At 72.8% G+C, this 13,706-nt stretch carries 12 protein-coding genes; 3 read left to right on the top strand and 9 right to left on the bottom strand.

Annotation, left to right across the window (positions count from 1 at the left end; genetic code table 11):
• Positions 1 to 554: 554 nt before the first annotated feature.
• The 9 genes from tyrS to argC form a co-directional block, all read right to left on the bottom strand.
• The gene (gene tyrS / locus HNP84_RS49260; RefSeq protein WP_185057072.1) at positions 555 to 1,826 is read right to left on the bottom strand and encodes a tyrosine--tRNA ligase; all 1,272 of its coding nucleotides are present in this window, start codon (positions 1,824 to 1,826) and stop codon (positions 555 to 557) included.
• A gap of 123 nt (positions 1,827 to 1,949) precedes the next feature.
• On the bottom strand, positions 1,950 to 2,630 hold the full coding sequence (locus HNP84_RS49255; RefSeq protein WP_185057071.1) for a DNA-3-methyladenine glycosylase: 681 nt from the start codon (positions 2,628 to 2,630) through the stop codon (positions 1,950 to 1,952).
• Positions 2,612 to 4,030 (bottom strand): argininosuccinate lyase, encoded by a 1,419-nt coding sequence (gene argH / locus HNP84_RS49250; RefSeq protein WP_185057070.1) that lies wholly within the window; start codon positions 4,028 to 4,030, stop codon positions 2,612 to 2,614. Before argH ends, HNP84_RS49255 begins: the two co-directional genes overlap by 19 nt.
• 150 nt (positions 4,031 to 4,180) lie before the next feature.
• Entirely contained in the window at positions 4,181 to 4,687 is a 507-nt protein-coding gene (locus tag HNP84_RS49245) for an arginine repressor (RefSeq protein WP_185057069.1), read from the bottom strand.
• Positions 4,684 to 5,610 (bottom strand): ornithine carbamoyltransferase, encoded by a 927-nt coding sequence (gene argF / locus HNP84_RS49240; RefSeq protein ID WP_185057068.1) that lies wholly within the window; start codon positions 5,608 to 5,610, stop codon positions 4,684 to 4,686. Before argF ends, HNP84_RS49245 begins: the two co-directional genes overlap by 4 nt.
• On the bottom strand, positions 5,607 to 6,833 hold the full coding sequence (locus HNP84_RS49235) for an acetylornithine transaminase (protein ID WP_185057067.1): 1,227 nt from the start codon (positions 6,831 to 6,833) through the stop codon (positions 5,607 to 5,609). The genes argF and HNP84_RS49235 overlap by 4 nt, the downstream gene beginning before the upstream one ends.
• A complete protein-coding gene (gene argB, locus HNP84_RS49230) occupies positions 6,830 to 7,717 on the bottom strand; it encodes an acetylglutamate kinase (RefSeq protein WP_185057066.1) in 888 nt (295 codons plus the stop codon). Before argB ends, HNP84_RS49235 begins: the two co-directional genes overlap by 4 nt.
• Positions 7,714 to 8,865 carry a bifunctional glutamate N-acetyltransferase/amino-acid acetyltransferase ArgJ gene (argJ, locus tag HNP84_RS49225; protein WP_185057065.1) on the bottom strand — a complete coding sequence of 384 codons (1,152 nt, stop codon included), beginning with the start codon at positions 8,863 to 8,865 and terminating at the stop codon, positions 7,714 to 7,716. The genes argB and argJ overlap by 4 nt, the downstream gene beginning before the upstream one ends.
• Positions 8,862 to 9,890: an N-acetyl-gamma-glutamyl-phosphate reductase gene (argC, locus tag HNP84_RS49220; protein ID WP_185057064.1), complete on the bottom strand. Its 1,029-nt coding sequence runs from the start codon at positions 9,888 to 9,890 to the stop codon at positions 8,862 to 8,864. Before argC ends, argJ begins: the two co-directional genes overlap by 4 nt.
• A gap of 253 nt (positions 9,891 to 10,143) precedes the next feature.
• On the opposite strand from argC, the gene HNP84_RS49215 reads away from it, so the two are divergent.
• From HNP84_RS49215 to HNP84_RS49205, 3 genes are read left to right on the top strand one after another with little or no spacing between them, the layout of a single operon-like run.
• Positions 10,144 to 11,823, top strand: coding sequence for a class I adenylate-forming enzyme family protein (locus HNP84_RS49215; protein WP_185057063.1), 1,680 nt, complete (start codon positions 10,144 to 10,146; stop codon positions 11,821 to 11,823).
• 60 nt (positions 11,824 to 11,883) lie between these two features.
• The gene (locus HNP84_RS49210; RefSeq protein WP_185057062.1) at positions 11,884 to 12,246 is read left to right on the top strand and encodes a nuclear transport factor 2 family protein; all 363 of its coding nucleotides are present in this window, start codon (positions 11,884 to 11,886) and stop codon (positions 12,244 to 12,246) included.
• A 49-nt stretch (positions 12,247 to 12,295) separates the two neighbouring features.
• A complete protein-coding gene (locus HNP84_RS49205) occupies positions 12,296 to 13,603 on the top strand; it encodes an MFS transporter (RefSeq protein ID WP_312927399.1) in 1,308 nt (435 codons plus the stop codon).
• Positions 13,604 to 13,706: the final 103 nt, after the last annotated feature.

The raw sequence follows: 13,706 nt of genomic DNA, 5'->3' as shown, positions 1-13,706 counted from the left end.
CCCACGAACCCGCGGGGGACGGGGTTGTGCATCATGCACTGGCTTTTAGCACACTGTTGAGTTCTCAAGAAACGGACGCGTGCTCTGCGGCCCCGCGAGACGATCTCCCGCGAGCCCTCCAGGGCGTTACTTCCGCTTGTCAATCCTATCAGGTGCGTCCAGACCCGGTCAAGTTCGGCCGAGTCGCGGAGCGCTCCCGCGCCCTGTCTCCAGGGCAACCCTCTGAACTTACCGTGCCAGCCGGGTTACGCCAAATCAACCGATTTTCTCGGTCGTTGGGCGCGCCGACGGCCCCGGCCGACACCGTGACGATGTGGCCGGCAGCAGGCTCGAAGGGTGTCGCCCTGGGGCCCGTCCGCCTGACCGGCGTCCGGCTCGCTCCCGGGGCGAGATGAAAGATTAGGTCGCGATCGGAGGCCCGTCAAATCGGGCTCCTCCCGCACTGTCAGGATGTCACAACGCGGGCGCCTCCGGCGGTATTCCCCGCCGGAGGCGCCGTTCGTGTCGTGCCTGCTCAGGGCATGTCAGGCCATGTCAGGCGGTGTCAGGCAGTGTCAGGCCGGCGCCACCTCGACGCCGCCCACCGAGCGCTTGCCGCGGCGCAGGACCAGGAACCGGCCGTGCAGCAGGTCCTCCGGGCCCGGGACGTACGCCTCGTCCGTCACCTTGACGTTGTTGAGGTACGCGCCGCCCTCCTTGACCGTGCGGCGGGCCGCGGACTTGGACTCCACCAGCCCGCTCTCGGCGAGCAGGTCGATGTACGGCGCGCCGAGCGCCGGCACGGTCGCCTTGGGCACCTCCGCCAGCGCCGCCGTCAGGGTGCTCTCGTCGAGTTCCTCCAGCGAGCCCTGGCCGAACAGGGCGCGGGACGCGGCGACCACGCGGGCCAGCTCGTCGGCGCCGTGCACCAGCGTGGTCACGTCCTCCGCCAGGGCGCGCTGCGCCTCGCGGGCGGCCGGGCGGTCGGCCAGCGACTTCTCCAGCGCCTCGATGTCCTCGCGCTCGCGGAAGGTGAACACCTTCAGGAACCGGATCACGTCGCGGTCGTCGGCGTTCAGCCAGTACTGGTAGAACGCGTACGGCGAGGTCAGCGTCGGGTCCAGCCAGATCGCGCCGCCGGCGGTCTTGCCGAACTTGGTGCCGTCGGCCTTGGTGATCAGCTTGCCGGTCACCCCGTGCACGTGGACGCCCTCGACCCGGCGGATCAGGTCGACGCCGGCGGTGATGTTGCCCCACTGGTCGCTGCCGCCGACCTGGAGGGTGCAGCCGTGGCGGCGGTAGAGCTCCAGGTAGTCGTTGGCCTGCAGGATCTGGTAGCTGAACTCGGTGTAGCTGAGCCCTTCGCCGCCGAGCCTGGCGGCCACCGACTCGCGGGCGAGCATGCGGTTGATCGGGAAGTGCTTGCCGATGTCGCGCAGGAAGTCGATCGCGGTCATCTGGCCGGTCCAGTCGAGGTTGCTGACCAGCGTGGCCCCCGTGGGGCCGGGGGTGAAGTCGAGGAACTTCTCCACCTGCGCCCGGATGCGGGCCACCCAGTCGGCCACGACCTCGGTGGAGTTCAGCGCCCGCTCGGTGCTGCGCCCGCTCGGGTCGCCGATGAGGCCGGTCGCGCCGCCGACCAGGCCGATCGGGCGGTGTCCGGCGCGCTGGAAGCGGGTGAGGATCAGCAGCGTGGCGAGGTTGCCGGCGTGCAGCGACTGCGCAGTGGGATCGAAGCCCGCATAGACCGTGATCGGGCCCTCGGCGAGCGCCGCGCGGAGGGCGTCGGCGTCGGTGGACTGCGCGAGCACGTCGCGCCACTGGAGCTCATCGAGGATGTCGGTCACGGTCCTTGCTTTCTGCTGTGTGTGGAAAGGAAGACGGCGGGCGCCCTGCGCGCCCGGCGTGTCTGACGCATCACAGCCTGCCCGATTCCGGGCCGCCTCCGCCACTCGAAACCGGAGTCAAGATCAGCCCTGTGACGTGGCGGATCTCCTGCGGCGCGGGATGTGCCTGCGATAGGGCGAGACGGTCGGGTGGCCGTCGATCCAGAAGCGCCACGGTGTGTCGGTGGCGGCCGAGATGCCGGTGCGCGGGCCCGACAGGATCGCGGTGGACTCGCTCGCCACGGCGCCGACGGGGCCGTCGGCCGTCACGCGCAGCTCGCCATCGGGCGCGCAGGCGTCCAGGCCGTTGTGCTCCCGGGTCAGCCCGAGCGCGACCGCCAGCCTCGCGGGGCCCCGGGCCAGGTCGCGGTCGGCCACGCCGGCGCCCCGCCGGGCCCTGGCCTCGTCCAGGCCCGCGATCACCTCGCCCGCGCGCAGCAGCACCGCGGAGCCCTGGTCCTCGGGCAGGCAGACGAGGTTGGCGCAGAAGTGCATCCCGTAGGTGAAGTACACGTACAGGTGGCCGGGCGGGCCGAACATGACCGCGTTGCGGGCGGTGCGGCCCCGGTAGGTGTGCGAGGCGGGGTCCTCGCCCGGCAGCCCGTACGCCTCGACCTCGGTCAGGCGCACGGCGACCGGGCCGTGCACCAGGACCTTGCCGAGCAGGGCGGGGGCGACCTCGTGGGCGGGGCGGTCGAAGAAGGAGCGGTCCAGGACCTCCCCGCCGCTCCCGCCCCGGGGCCGGCTCAGGCTCCGCTCGCCCATGCGGCCTGGGCGTCCACGATCTCGCGCAGGCTGGCGAGCTGGTCGCGTACGCGGTCGGGCGCGGTGCCGCCGTGGGCCTTGCGCGCGGCCAGCGCGCCCGCCACGTTGAGCACCTCGCGGGAGTCGGGGGTGAAGTGCGGGGAGACCTTGGCCAGCTCCTCGTCGGTGAGCTCGTCGAGGGTCTTGTCGTTGACCTGGCACCACACCACGAGGTGGCCGACGGCCTCATGGGCCTCGCGGAACGGCACGCCGCGGCGTACCAGCAGCTCGGCGAGGTCGGTGGCCAGGGCGAACCCGTCGGGGGCGCTGGCGGCGAGCCGGGCGGTGTTGACCCGCATGGTGGCGGCCAGGCCGGCGACGGCGGGCAGGACGAGCAGCAGGGTGTCGACGGCGTCGAAGACCGGCTCCTTGTCCTCCTGGAGGTCGCGGTTGTAGGTCAGCGGCAGGCCCTTGAGCACGGTGAGCAGCGTGGTGAGCGAGCCGATGAGCCGGCCGGACTTGCCCCGGGCCAGCTCGGCGACATCGGGGTTCTTCTTCTGCGGCATGATCGACGAGCCGGTGGAGTAGGCGTCGTCCATCTCGATCCAGCGGAACTCCTGCGAGGCCCACAGCACGATCTCCTCGCCCAGCCTGGACAGGTGGACGCCGATCATGGCGGCGCAGAACAGGAACTCGGCGGCGAAGTCGCGGTCGGCGACGGCGTCCATGGAGTTGGGCGCGGCGGAGTCGAAGCCCAGCTCCCGGGCCACGGCCTGGGGGTCGAGCGGCAGCGAGGAGCCTGCGAGCGCCCCCGCGCCGAGCGGGGAGACGGCGGCGCGGCGGTCCCAGTCGCGCAGGCGGTCGATGTCGCGGGCGAAGGCGTGCACGTGGGCCAGGAGCTGGTGGCCGAAGGACACCGGCTGGGCGTGCTGGAGGTGCGTCATGCCGGGCGCTGCGGTGTCGGCGTGCTGCTCGGCCTGGTTGAGCAGCGCGGTCTCCAGCTCCACCAGCCGGGAGACGATGTGGCGCACGTGGTCGCGCAGGTACAGGCGCAGGTCGGTGGCCACCTGGTCGTTGCGGCTGCGGCCGGCGCGCAGCTTGCCGCCCAGGGAGCCGAGGCGTTCGAGCAGGCCGCGCTCCAGCGCGGTGTGCACGTCCTCGTCGGCCACGGTGGGCCGGAACTCGCCGGACCTGCAGGCGTGCTCCAGGTCGTCGAGCGCGCCGAGCATGCGCTCCAGCTCCTCCTCGGTCAGCAAGCCCGCGCGGTGCAGCACGCGGGCGTGCGCCCGCGAGGCCAGCAGGTCGTACGGCGCGAGCCGCCAGTCGAACTGCACGCTCACCGACAGCCGGGTCAGCGCGTCGGACGGGCCGCCCTCGAACCGGCCGCCCCACAGCCGCATCGGCTTGCCACCCTCGGTCACTTCTACTCTCCTCCTCGTTCTTCCCACCGCGACCCTAGTGCAATTCCGCCCAGGTCCCGCGCACCATCGCGGGACGCGGACGCCCGGACGCCGTCTCCATGCGGGCGTCGCGGGCGCGGTGGTGGTGCGAAGGCGGCGCGCGGCACGGGGTCAGGCGCGTCGGTCGGCGGTCCTGAGCAGGGCCTCGGCGACGGCGGCGCCGCCCTGCGGGTCTCTGCTGATGACCAGGATCGTGTCGTCGCCGGCGACCGTGCCCAGGATGGACTCCCATCCGGCGTGGTCGATGGCGGAGGCGAGGAACTGCGCGGCGCCCGGCGGGGTGCGTACGATCACCAAATTGGCCGACGCCTCGGCGCTGACCAGCAGTTCCTCGGCGATGCGGTGCAGGCGGGCGGCCGGGGTCTCGCCGGTGCCCAGGCGGGCGGGCGGGATGCGCCCGCCGCCCTCGCCCGGCAGCGCGTAGACCAGCGAGCCGTCCTCTGCGCGCAGCTTGAGCGCGCCCAGCTCGTCCAGGTCGCGCGAGAGCGTGGCCTGGGTGACCTCGACGCCGCTCTCGGCCAGGAGTTTGGCGAGCTCGGGCTGCGACCTGACCGGCCGCCGGGCGAGCAGCTCGGTGATCCGGGCCTGGCGCGCCGCCTTGGTCATGGGCAGGGTCATCGTTGCTCCAGCAAGAACGCCAGCAGTGCCTTCTGGGCGTGCAGCCGGTTCTCGGCCTGGTCCCACACTACGCTGCGCGGGCCGTCGAGGACGTCGGCGGTGATCTCCATGCCGCGGTACGCGGGCAGGCAGTGCAGCACGATCGCGTCGGGCGCGGCCAGGGCCAGCAGCTCCGCGTTCACCTGGTACGGCATGAGGGCCCGGACGCGGTCGTCGCCGCCCTCCTGGCCCATCGACACCCAGGTGTCGGTGGCGACGACGTGGGCGCCCTCGGCGGCGGCGCGCGGGTCGGACACGGCCACGACCGAGCCGCCGGTGCCCGCGGCGATGGTCGCGGCGCGGTCGAGGATGACGGCGTCGGGCTGGTGCGCGGCCGGGCCGGCGACGCGAACGTGCATGCCGGCCAGCGCGCCGCCGAGCAGGTAGGAGTGGGCCATGTTGTTGGCGGCGTCGCCGAGGTAGGCGAGGGTGCGCCCGGCCAGCGTGCCCTGGTGCTCGCGGATCGTCTGCAGGTCGGCGAGGATCTGGCAGGGGTGGAACTCGTCGGTGAGCGCGTTGACCACCGGCACGGTGGCCGCCTGCGCCATGGCCTCGATGCGGTCCTGGCCGAAGGTGCGCCACACGATGGCGGCGACCTGGCGCGAGAGCACCTTCGCGGTGTCGGAGATCGGCTCGCCCCGGCCCATCTGCGAGGAGCCGGCGTCGATGATCAGGGGCTGGCCGCCCAGTTCGGCGATGCCCACCGCGAAGGAGACGCGGGTGCGGGTGGAGTGCTTGTCGAAGATGACGGCGACGGCGCGCGGGCCCTCCAGGGGGCGGTGCCCGAACCGGTCCTTCTTCATCGCGTCGGCGAGGTCGAGCACCCTGGCCTGCTCGGCCGGGGTCAGGTCGTCGTCGCGCAGGAAGTGCCGCAGGGCGGTCATGCCTGGACCTCCGCGAGGATGGCGGGGAAGGTCGCCACGAACGAGGTGACCTCCGCGGCGTTGATCACGAGCGGGGGCGCCAGGCGTACGGCGTCGGGCTGGACGGCGTTGACCAGGAACCCGGCCCGCTGGGCCGCGGCCTGCACCTCGGCGGCCTTGGCGTCGGTGAGCAGGGCGGCCAGCCACAGCCCGCGCCCGCGCACGCCCGACAGCAGCGGGTGGTCGATCGCGGCGATGCCGTCGGCGAGCCTGGCCCCGACCGAGCGGGCGTGCTCCAGCAGGCCCTCGCGCTCGATGGTGTCGAGCACGGCCATCGCCGCGGCGCACGCGACCGGGTTGCCGCCGAAGGTGGAGCCGTGGTCGCCCTTCTCCAGGACCGTGCCGGCGCGGCCGAAGCCGATGCAGGCGCCGATCGGCAGCCCGCCGCCCAGGCCCTTTGCCAGGGTGAGGATGTCGGGCAGCACGCCCTCGTTCTGGTGGGCGAACCAGTGGCCGGTGCGCCCGATGGCCGACTGGATCTCGTCGGCGACGAACAGGGCGCCGGTGGAGTCGCAGATCTCGCGGACGGCCTTGAAGTAGCCCTCGGGCGGCGGCACGACGCCGGCCTCGCCCTGGGTGGGTTCGAGGAAGACCGCGGCGCACTCCTCGGTGACGGCCTCCTTCAGCGCGTCGGCGTCGCCGTAGGGAACGAAGCGGACATCGATCGGGAAGGGGCCGAACTGGTCGCGGATGGACGCCTTGCCGGTCAGCGACAGCGCGCCGATGGTGCGGCCGTGGAAGCCGTTCTCGGCCGCGACGAAGTAGGTGCGGCCCTCCGCCTTGCCGTACTTGACCGCGATCTTGTACGCGCACTCGTTGGCCTCGGTGCCGGAGTTGGCGAAGAACACCCGGCCGGGCGCGCCGAGCAGGCCGCGCAGCCGCTCGGCGAGCAGCACCTCGGGCGCGTGCATGAACAGGTTGGAGGTGTGGGCCAGCTTGGCGACCTGGGCGGAGACCGCCTCGACCAGCGCGGGGTGGGCGTGGCCGAGGCTGCTGACGGCGATGCCGCCGATCATGTCGAGGTATTCGCGGCCGTCCACGTCCCACACCCGGCAGCCCTGGCCGCGGGCGAGGACGACGGGCGGCACCCCGTAGTTCGCCATGAACGCGTCCTCGAAGCGGCGCTTGAACGCGCCGCCCACGCCGGAGTCGGCTCCGTGTCTGTACCCCCCGGGCGACGTCATGCGCCCACCTCCTCGTGCGGCACCACCATGGTGCCGACCCCCTCGTCGGTGAAGATCTCCAGTAGCAGGGCGTGCTCGACGCGGCCGTCGAGCACGTGGGCCCGCGGCACCCCGCCGCGCACGGCGGTGAGGCAGGCGCCCATCTTGGGCACCATGCCGCTGGTCAGGCTCGGCAGCAGGGCTTCGAGCTCCTTGTCGTCGAGCCTGCCGATCACCTCGTCGGAGGCGGGCCAGTCGGCGTACAGGCCCTCGACGTCGGTGAGCACGATGAGCTTGCTCGCCCCGAGCGCGACGGCCAGCTCGGCGGCGGCGGTGTCGGCGTTGACGTTGTAGACCGTGCCGTCCTCGCCGCGGGCGACGCTGCTGACCACCGGGATGCGCCCGTCGTCCAGCAGCGCCCGCACGGCGCCCGCCTGGACCTTGACGATCTCGCCGACCTGGCCGATGTCCACCGGCTCGCCGTCCACGACGGCGTGCTTGCGCACCGCGGTGAACAGGTGGGCGTCCTCGCCGGACATGCCCACCGCGAACGGGCCGTGCCGGTTGATCAGGCCGACGACGTCGCGGTTGACCTGGCCGACCAGCACCATGCGCACGACCTCCATGGCCTCGGGCGTGGTGACCCGCAGCCCGGCGGTGAAGCTGCTCTCGATGCCGAGCCGGTCGAGGTGGGCGCTGATCTGCGGGCCGCCGCCGTGCACGACGACCGGCTTGAGCCCGGCGTAGCGCAGGAACACGACGTCCTGGGCGAACGCCTGCTTCAGCGACTCGTCGGTCATCGCGTTGCCGCCGTACTTGACCACGACGGTGGCGCCGTGGAAGCGGGCGAGCCAGGGCAGGGCCTGGATCAGGGTCGCGGCCTTCTCCGCGGGGGTCTGCCTCATGTCGAGTACGCCGAGTTCTCGTGCACGTACGCGGTGGTCAGGTCGGTGGTGTGGATGGTGGCCGTGTCGGTGCCGGCGGACAGGTCGATGGTGACGGTGACGTCGCGCGGGCGCAGGTCCACCTTGCCGCGGTCGTCGCCCGCGGCGCCGCCCCGGCAGATCCAGATGCCGTTGACCGCGACGTTGACCCGGTCGGGCTCGAAGACGGCGTCGGTGGTGCCGACGGCCGACAGGATGCGGCCCCAGTTGGGGTCCTCGCCGTAGATGGCGCACTTGAACAGGTTGCTGCGGGCGACCGCGCGGCCGACCTTGACCGCGTCGTCCACGCTCGCGGCCCCGACGACCTCGATCGCGATGGCCTTGGTGGCGCCCTCGGCGTCCACCAGGAGCTGGCGGCTGAGGTCGGCGCAGACCTCGGTCACCTTGGCGGCGAACTCGCGCTCGTCGGGGGTTACCCCAGAGGCGCCGCTGGCCAGCAGCAGCACGGTGTCGTTGGTGGACATGCAGCCGTCGGTGTCGAGCCGGTCGAAGGTGACCGAGACGGCCTCGCGCAGCACGGCGTCGAGCCGGTCGGCGGGCACGTCGGCGTCGGTGGTGAGCACGCACAGCATGGTGGCCAGGCCGGGGGCGAGCATGCCCGCGCCCTTGGCCATGCCGCCGACCATGTAGCCGCTGCCGCGCCGGAAGGAGATCTTGGAGACGGTGTCGGTGGTGCGGATCGCGTCGGCGGCCGGCAGCCCGCCGTCGCGGTCGAGCTGCCCGGCGGCGGTCTCGACCCCGGCGAGCAGGGCGTCCATGGGCAGGCGCTCGCCGATCAGGCCGGTGGAGCAGACCGCGACCTCGCCGGCGGAGTCGCCGAGCAGGGCCGCGACCTTCTCGGCCGTGGCGTGGGTGTCCTGGAAGCCCTCCGAGCCGGTGCAGGCGTTGGCGCCGCCGGAGTTGAGGACCACGGCGAAGACCCGGCCGCCGCGCAGCACCTGCTGCGACCACAGGACGGGCGCCGCCTTGATCCGGTTGGCGGTGAAGACGCCCGCCGCGGCGCGGGACGGGCCGTCGTTGACGACGAGGGCGACGTCACGCGCGCCGCCCGCCTTGATCCCGGCGGCCACGCCCGCCGCGCGGAACCCGAGAGGTGCAGTAACGCTCACGGAGCTACTCCATTGACAGGGAGGCCGAGTGTTTCGGGTAGGCCCAGGGCCAGGTTGGCGCTCTGGATCGCGCCGCCCGCGGTGCCCTTGGTCAGGTTGTCGATGGCGATGACGGCGACGATCCTGCGGGCGCGCTCGTCGAGCGCCACCTGGAGGACGGCGGTGTTGGCGCCGTACGTCATGGCGGTGGCGGGCCAGCGGCCCTCCGGCAGCAGGCGCAGGAACGGCTCGCCGGCGACCGCGGCCTCGTACGCCTCGCGCACCGCGGCGGCGGTGACGCCGGGCAGGGCCGGGGCGGTGCAGGTGGCGAGGATGCCGCGGCTCATCGGGGCCAGGGTGGGGGTGAACGACACCGACACCGGGGCGCCCGCGACGGCCGAGAGGTTCTGCTCCATCTCCGGGGTGTGGCGGTGCACGCCGCCCACGCCGTACGCGCTGACCGAGCCCATCACCTCGCTGCCCAGCAGGTGCGGCTTGGGGGCGCGGCCGGCGCCGCTGGTGCCGCTGGCGGCGACCACGACGACCTCGGGCGCGGCGAGCCCGGCGGCGAAGGCCGGGAAGAGCGCCAGCGTCACGGCCGTCGGGTAGCACCCGGGCACCGCGATGCGGCGGGCGCCCCGCAGCACCTCGCGCTGCCCCGGCAGCTCGGGCAGCCCGTACGGCCAGGTGCCGGCGTGCTCGCCGCCGTAGAACTCGGCCCACGCGGCCGGGTCGGCGAGGCGGAAGTCGGCGCCGCAGTCGACCACCAGCGCCGAGTCGCCGATGCTCTCGGCGACGGCCGCCGACTGGCCGTGCGGCAGCGCCAGGAAGACCAGGTCGTGCCCGGCCAGGGCCTCGGGCGTGGTGTCGAGCAGGACGCGGCCGGCCAGCTCGGGCAGGTGCGGCTGGTGCTCACCGAGGGTGGTGCCGGCGCTGGCCCCCGCGGTCAGCGCACCGATCTCGATCTCGGGGTGGCCGAGCAGGAGGCGCAGCAGCTCGCCCCCCGCGTATCCACTCGCCCCGGCCACCGCCGCGCGCGCGCCCAATCTCCCGACCCCCCAACGATCGTATGTTCATGCAGTGTACTGCATGCTTTCCCAAGGATTATGCATCGGCGAGCATGGCCATGCAAGACGATCTCGCATGATGGACGCCGCACGGGCGATGTCGGGCAGATGACGGGCATATGTCGGGCGCGTGGCGAGCGAACCGAACTTCCCTCTGTTCTCCATACATACCGGTCGGTACGCTGACGTCACGCACACCGTTCCACGCTCATGACGGCCGGGAGTCGCACGCATGACACTCACCCACGAACAGGTCCGCGCCCAGCTCACCGCGCCGGGCCAGCTCTTCGAGATGGACGAGGTGGAGATCCGGGGGACCACGATCCGCACCTGGAAGCACGCGCCCGGTCACTTCCGGGCCCTGCTGGACGCCAGCCGCGGCTACGGCGAGCGCGACTTCCTCATCTACGAGGACGAGCGCCTGTCCTTCGAGGAGCACTACCGGCGCGCCTCGGCGCTGGCCACCGTCCTGGTGCGCGACTACGGCGTGGCCAAGGGCGACCGGGTGGCCCTGGCCATGCGCAACTACCCCGAGTGGGTCGTCTCCTTCTCCGCGATCCTGGCCGCGGGCGCCATCGCCGTGCCGCTGAACGCCTGGTGGACCCGGCAGGAGCTGGAGTTCGGCCTGGCCGACTCCGGGGCCAAGGTGCTCATCGCCGACGGCGAGCGGGCCGACCGGCTGGCCGCCGCTTCGTACGACGCCAGGCTGATCGTCACCCGGCCCGGCGGCGAGCCGCCGGAAGGGGCCGCGCTGCTGGCGGACCTGATCGCCGACGCCGGGCCCGGCTCCGCGCCGCCCGCCGTCGAGCTGGACCCGGAGGACCCGGCGACGATCTTCTACACCTCCGGCACCACCGGCAGGCCCAAGGGCGCCCTGGGCACCCACCGCAACCTCGGGCAGGCGCCGATGACGGTGGCGTACTCGCTGATGCGCGGGGCGATGCTGGCCGGCAAGGACCCGGCGCAGGCAAGCGGCGAGCGCCGGGTGTCGCTGCTGACCGTGCCGCTGTTCCACGTGACCGGCTGCTTCGCCACCATGATCACCTCGCTGTTCAGCGGGGCCACGATCGTGCTGATGTACAAGTGGGACCCGGGCGTGGCGCTGCGCCTGATCGAGCGGGAGAAGGTCACGGGGCTGGTCGGCGTGCCCACCAACGCCTGGCAGCTCCTGTCGCACCCCGACATCGGCAAGCACGACATCTCCAGCCTCGGCTCGCTCGGGTACGGCGGCGCGCCCGCCCCGCCGAAGCTGCTGGAGCGCATCACCTCCGAGCTGCCCGGACGGGCGCCGTCCAACGGCTACGGCATGACCGAGACCACCGCGCTGATCATCAACAACACGGGCCGCTCCTATCTGGACAAGCCCGACAGCATCGGCCATCCGGTCGCGGTCATCGACGTGCGCATCTCCGACCCGCTCGGCAACGAGGTGCCGGTCGGCGAGGTCGGCGAGCTGTGCGTACGCGGCTCCGCCGTGATCGCCGGCTACTGGAACCGCCCCGACGCCACCGCCGAGACCTTCGTGGACGGCTGGCTGCACACCGGCGACCTCGCCCGGGTGGACGAGGAGGGCTTCGTCTACATCGTGGACCGGGCCAAGGACATGGTCATCCGCGGCGGCGAGAACGTCTACTGCGCCGAGGTCGAGGCCGCCCTGTTCGAGCACCCGGCCGTGGACGACGCCGCCGTGATCGGCATCCCGCACGACGAGCTGGGCGAGGAGGTCGGCGCGGTCATCCGGCTCAAGCCCGGCGCCCGGGTCACCGAGGCGGACCTGACCGGGTTCCTCAAGGAGCGCATCGCCACCTTCAAGATCCCCACGCACGTCTGGTTCCGCGACGCCGACCTGCCCCGCAACCCCGGCGGCAAGATCCTCAAGACCCACCTGCGCCGCGAGATCCTCGGCCTGTAGCCGCCCGCATTACCCGCGGCGTAATCGCCCCGCCCCCGGTCGCGGTGACACGGTGGTCCCATGACCGACTACGCCGCGCTCGTCGAGCGCTACATCGCCACCTGGAACGAGACCGACGCCGAGACCCGCGCCAAGGCCGTCGCCGGGCTGTGGACCGAGGACGGCTCCTACACCGACCCGCTGGCCGACGTGCGCGGCCACGACGCCATCGGCGCGGTGATCGGCGCCGTGCACGAGCGGTTCCCCGGGTTCGTCTTCACCCCGGGGAGCCTGCTCGACGGCCACGGCCGCCTCGTCCGCTTCACCTGGGGCCTGGGCCCGGCCGGCGGCGAGCCGCTGGCAGAGGGCTTCGACGTGGCCGAGCTGGCCGAGGACGGCCGGATCGCACGGGTGCTCGGCTTCCTGGACAAGGTGCCGGGCTGACGGTAAATCGATTGCGCCGCCGGCCACGCCTGAAACAGACTCTCCAAGCGTGACCGGCGACGAATCCGAACGGGAGCGCGGCGGGCCGTGGCGTCACCTGCACATGGACCTGAGCCCGCTGCGCGACTCCCGCGACTTCCGGCTCCTGATGGGCTCGGGCGTCATCACCATGTTCGGCAGCTTCCTCACCTACGTCACGGTGCCGCTGCAGATGAAGCAGCTCACCGGCTCGTACGTCGCGGTGGGGCTGGTGAGCCTGGCGGAGTTCGTCCCGATGGTGCTGTGCGGGCTGTGGGGCGGGGCCATCGCCGACGCCCTCGACCGGCGCCGCGTGGTGCTGCTGTGCGAGGCGGGCCTGGCGCTGATGTCGGCCCTGCTGCTGCTCAACGCGCTGCTCCCGAACCCCCAGGTGTGGGTCCTGTACGTCGTCGGCGCGCTCATGGCCGGTCTGGACAGCCTCCAGCGGCCCAGCCTGGACGCCATGGTGCCCCGAGTGGTCCGGCACGACCAGCTCACCGCCGCGGCGGCGCTGATCTCCTTCCGGTGGAACCTGGGCGCCATCGCCGGCCCCGCCCTGGCCGGCCTGATCGTGGCCGCCTACGGGCCGGCGACGACGTACGGGATCGACCTGGTCACCTACCTGGTGTCGCTGGCGCTGCTGCTCCGGGTGCGCGCGGTGCCGCCGCGCGAGGACGCCGCCCCCGCCTCGCTGCGCACCCTGGCCGAGGGCGTGCGCTACGCCGTGCGCCGCCCGGACCTGATGGGCACCTACCTGGTGGACATGGCCGCGATGTTCTTCGCCATGACCACCGCCCTGTACCCGTTCCTCGCCGACGAGTTCGGCACGCCCGAGGCGCTGGGCCTGCTGTACTCCTCCTCGGCGATCGGCGCCCTGCTGGCCTCGCTCACCTCGGGCTGGACCCGGCGGGTGCACCGCCACGGCATGGGCGTGATCGTGGCCGCCGCCGCCTGGGGCGCCGCCGTGGCCGTGGCCGCCCTCTCACCCGCCTTCTGGGGCGTCTTCGCCTGCCTGGTGGTCGCGGGCGCCGCCGACATGATCAGCGGCCTCTTCCGCGCCACCATCTGGAACCAGACCATCCCCGACGAACTACGCGGCCGTCTGGCCGGCATCGAGCTGCTGTCGTACTCCTCGGGCCCCATGCTGGGCAACACCCGCGCCGGCCTCATGGCCGACCTCGGCGGCACCCGCTTCTCCCTGGGCGCGGGCGGCCTGCTGTGCGTCACCGCCGTCTGGGGCCTGGCCGCCGCCCTGCCCCGCTTCCGCCGCTACGACGCCCGCACCGACGAACACGCCCAAGCCGAACGCGAACGCCGCACCGCGAACGCCACTCCGTAAGATCCACCGGTTGCTACGCTGTGCGACTCGCTCATCCTCAACGTGCCGTTCACGATCGACATCGATCTGAAGGGCATCTTCGAGATCTAGAAGGCGCGACAGG

It is taken from the genome of Thermocatellispora tengchongensis, assembly GCF_014202315.1.
In the GTDB taxonomy this organism is placed as follows: Bacteria; Actinomycetota; Actinomycetes; order Streptosporangiales; family Streptosporangiaceae; genus Thermocatellispora; species Thermocatellispora tengchongensis.
The sequence above is the reverse complement of the archived record's forward strand: the minus strand, read 5'-3'. Positions and strand labels throughout refer to the sequence as shown.

Excerpts from the sequence above, each read along its gene's own strand:
- HNP84_RS49215 (WP_185057063.1), top strand. The coding sequence starts at position 10,144 with ATGACACTCACCCACGAACAGGTCCGCGCCCAGCTCACCGCGCCGGGC.
- HNP84_RS49210 (WP_185057062.1), top strand. The coding sequence starts at position 11,884 with ATGACCGACTACGCCGCGCTCGTCGAGCGCTACATCGCCACCTGGAAC.
- argB (WP_185057066.1), bottom strand. The coding sequence starts at position 7,717 with ATGAGGCAGACCCCCGCGGAGAAGGCCGCGACCCTGATCCAGGCCCTG.
- HNP84_RS49255 (WP_185057071.1), bottom strand. The coding sequence starts at position 2,630 with ATGGGCGAGCGGAGCCTGAGCCGGCCCCGGGGCGGGAGCGGCGGGGAG.
- argF (WP_185057068.1), bottom strand. The coding sequence starts at position 5,610 with ATGACCGCCCTGCGGCACTTCCTGCGCGACGACGACCTGACCCCGGCC.
- HNP84_RS49235 (WP_185057067.1), bottom strand. The coding sequence starts at position 6,833 with ATGACGTCGCCCGGGGGGTACAGACACGGAGCCGACTCCGGCGTGGGC.
- HNP84_RS49245 (WP_185057069.1), bottom strand. The coding sequence starts at position 4,687 with ATGACCCTGCCCATGACCAAGGCGGCGCGCCAGGCCCGGATCACCGAG.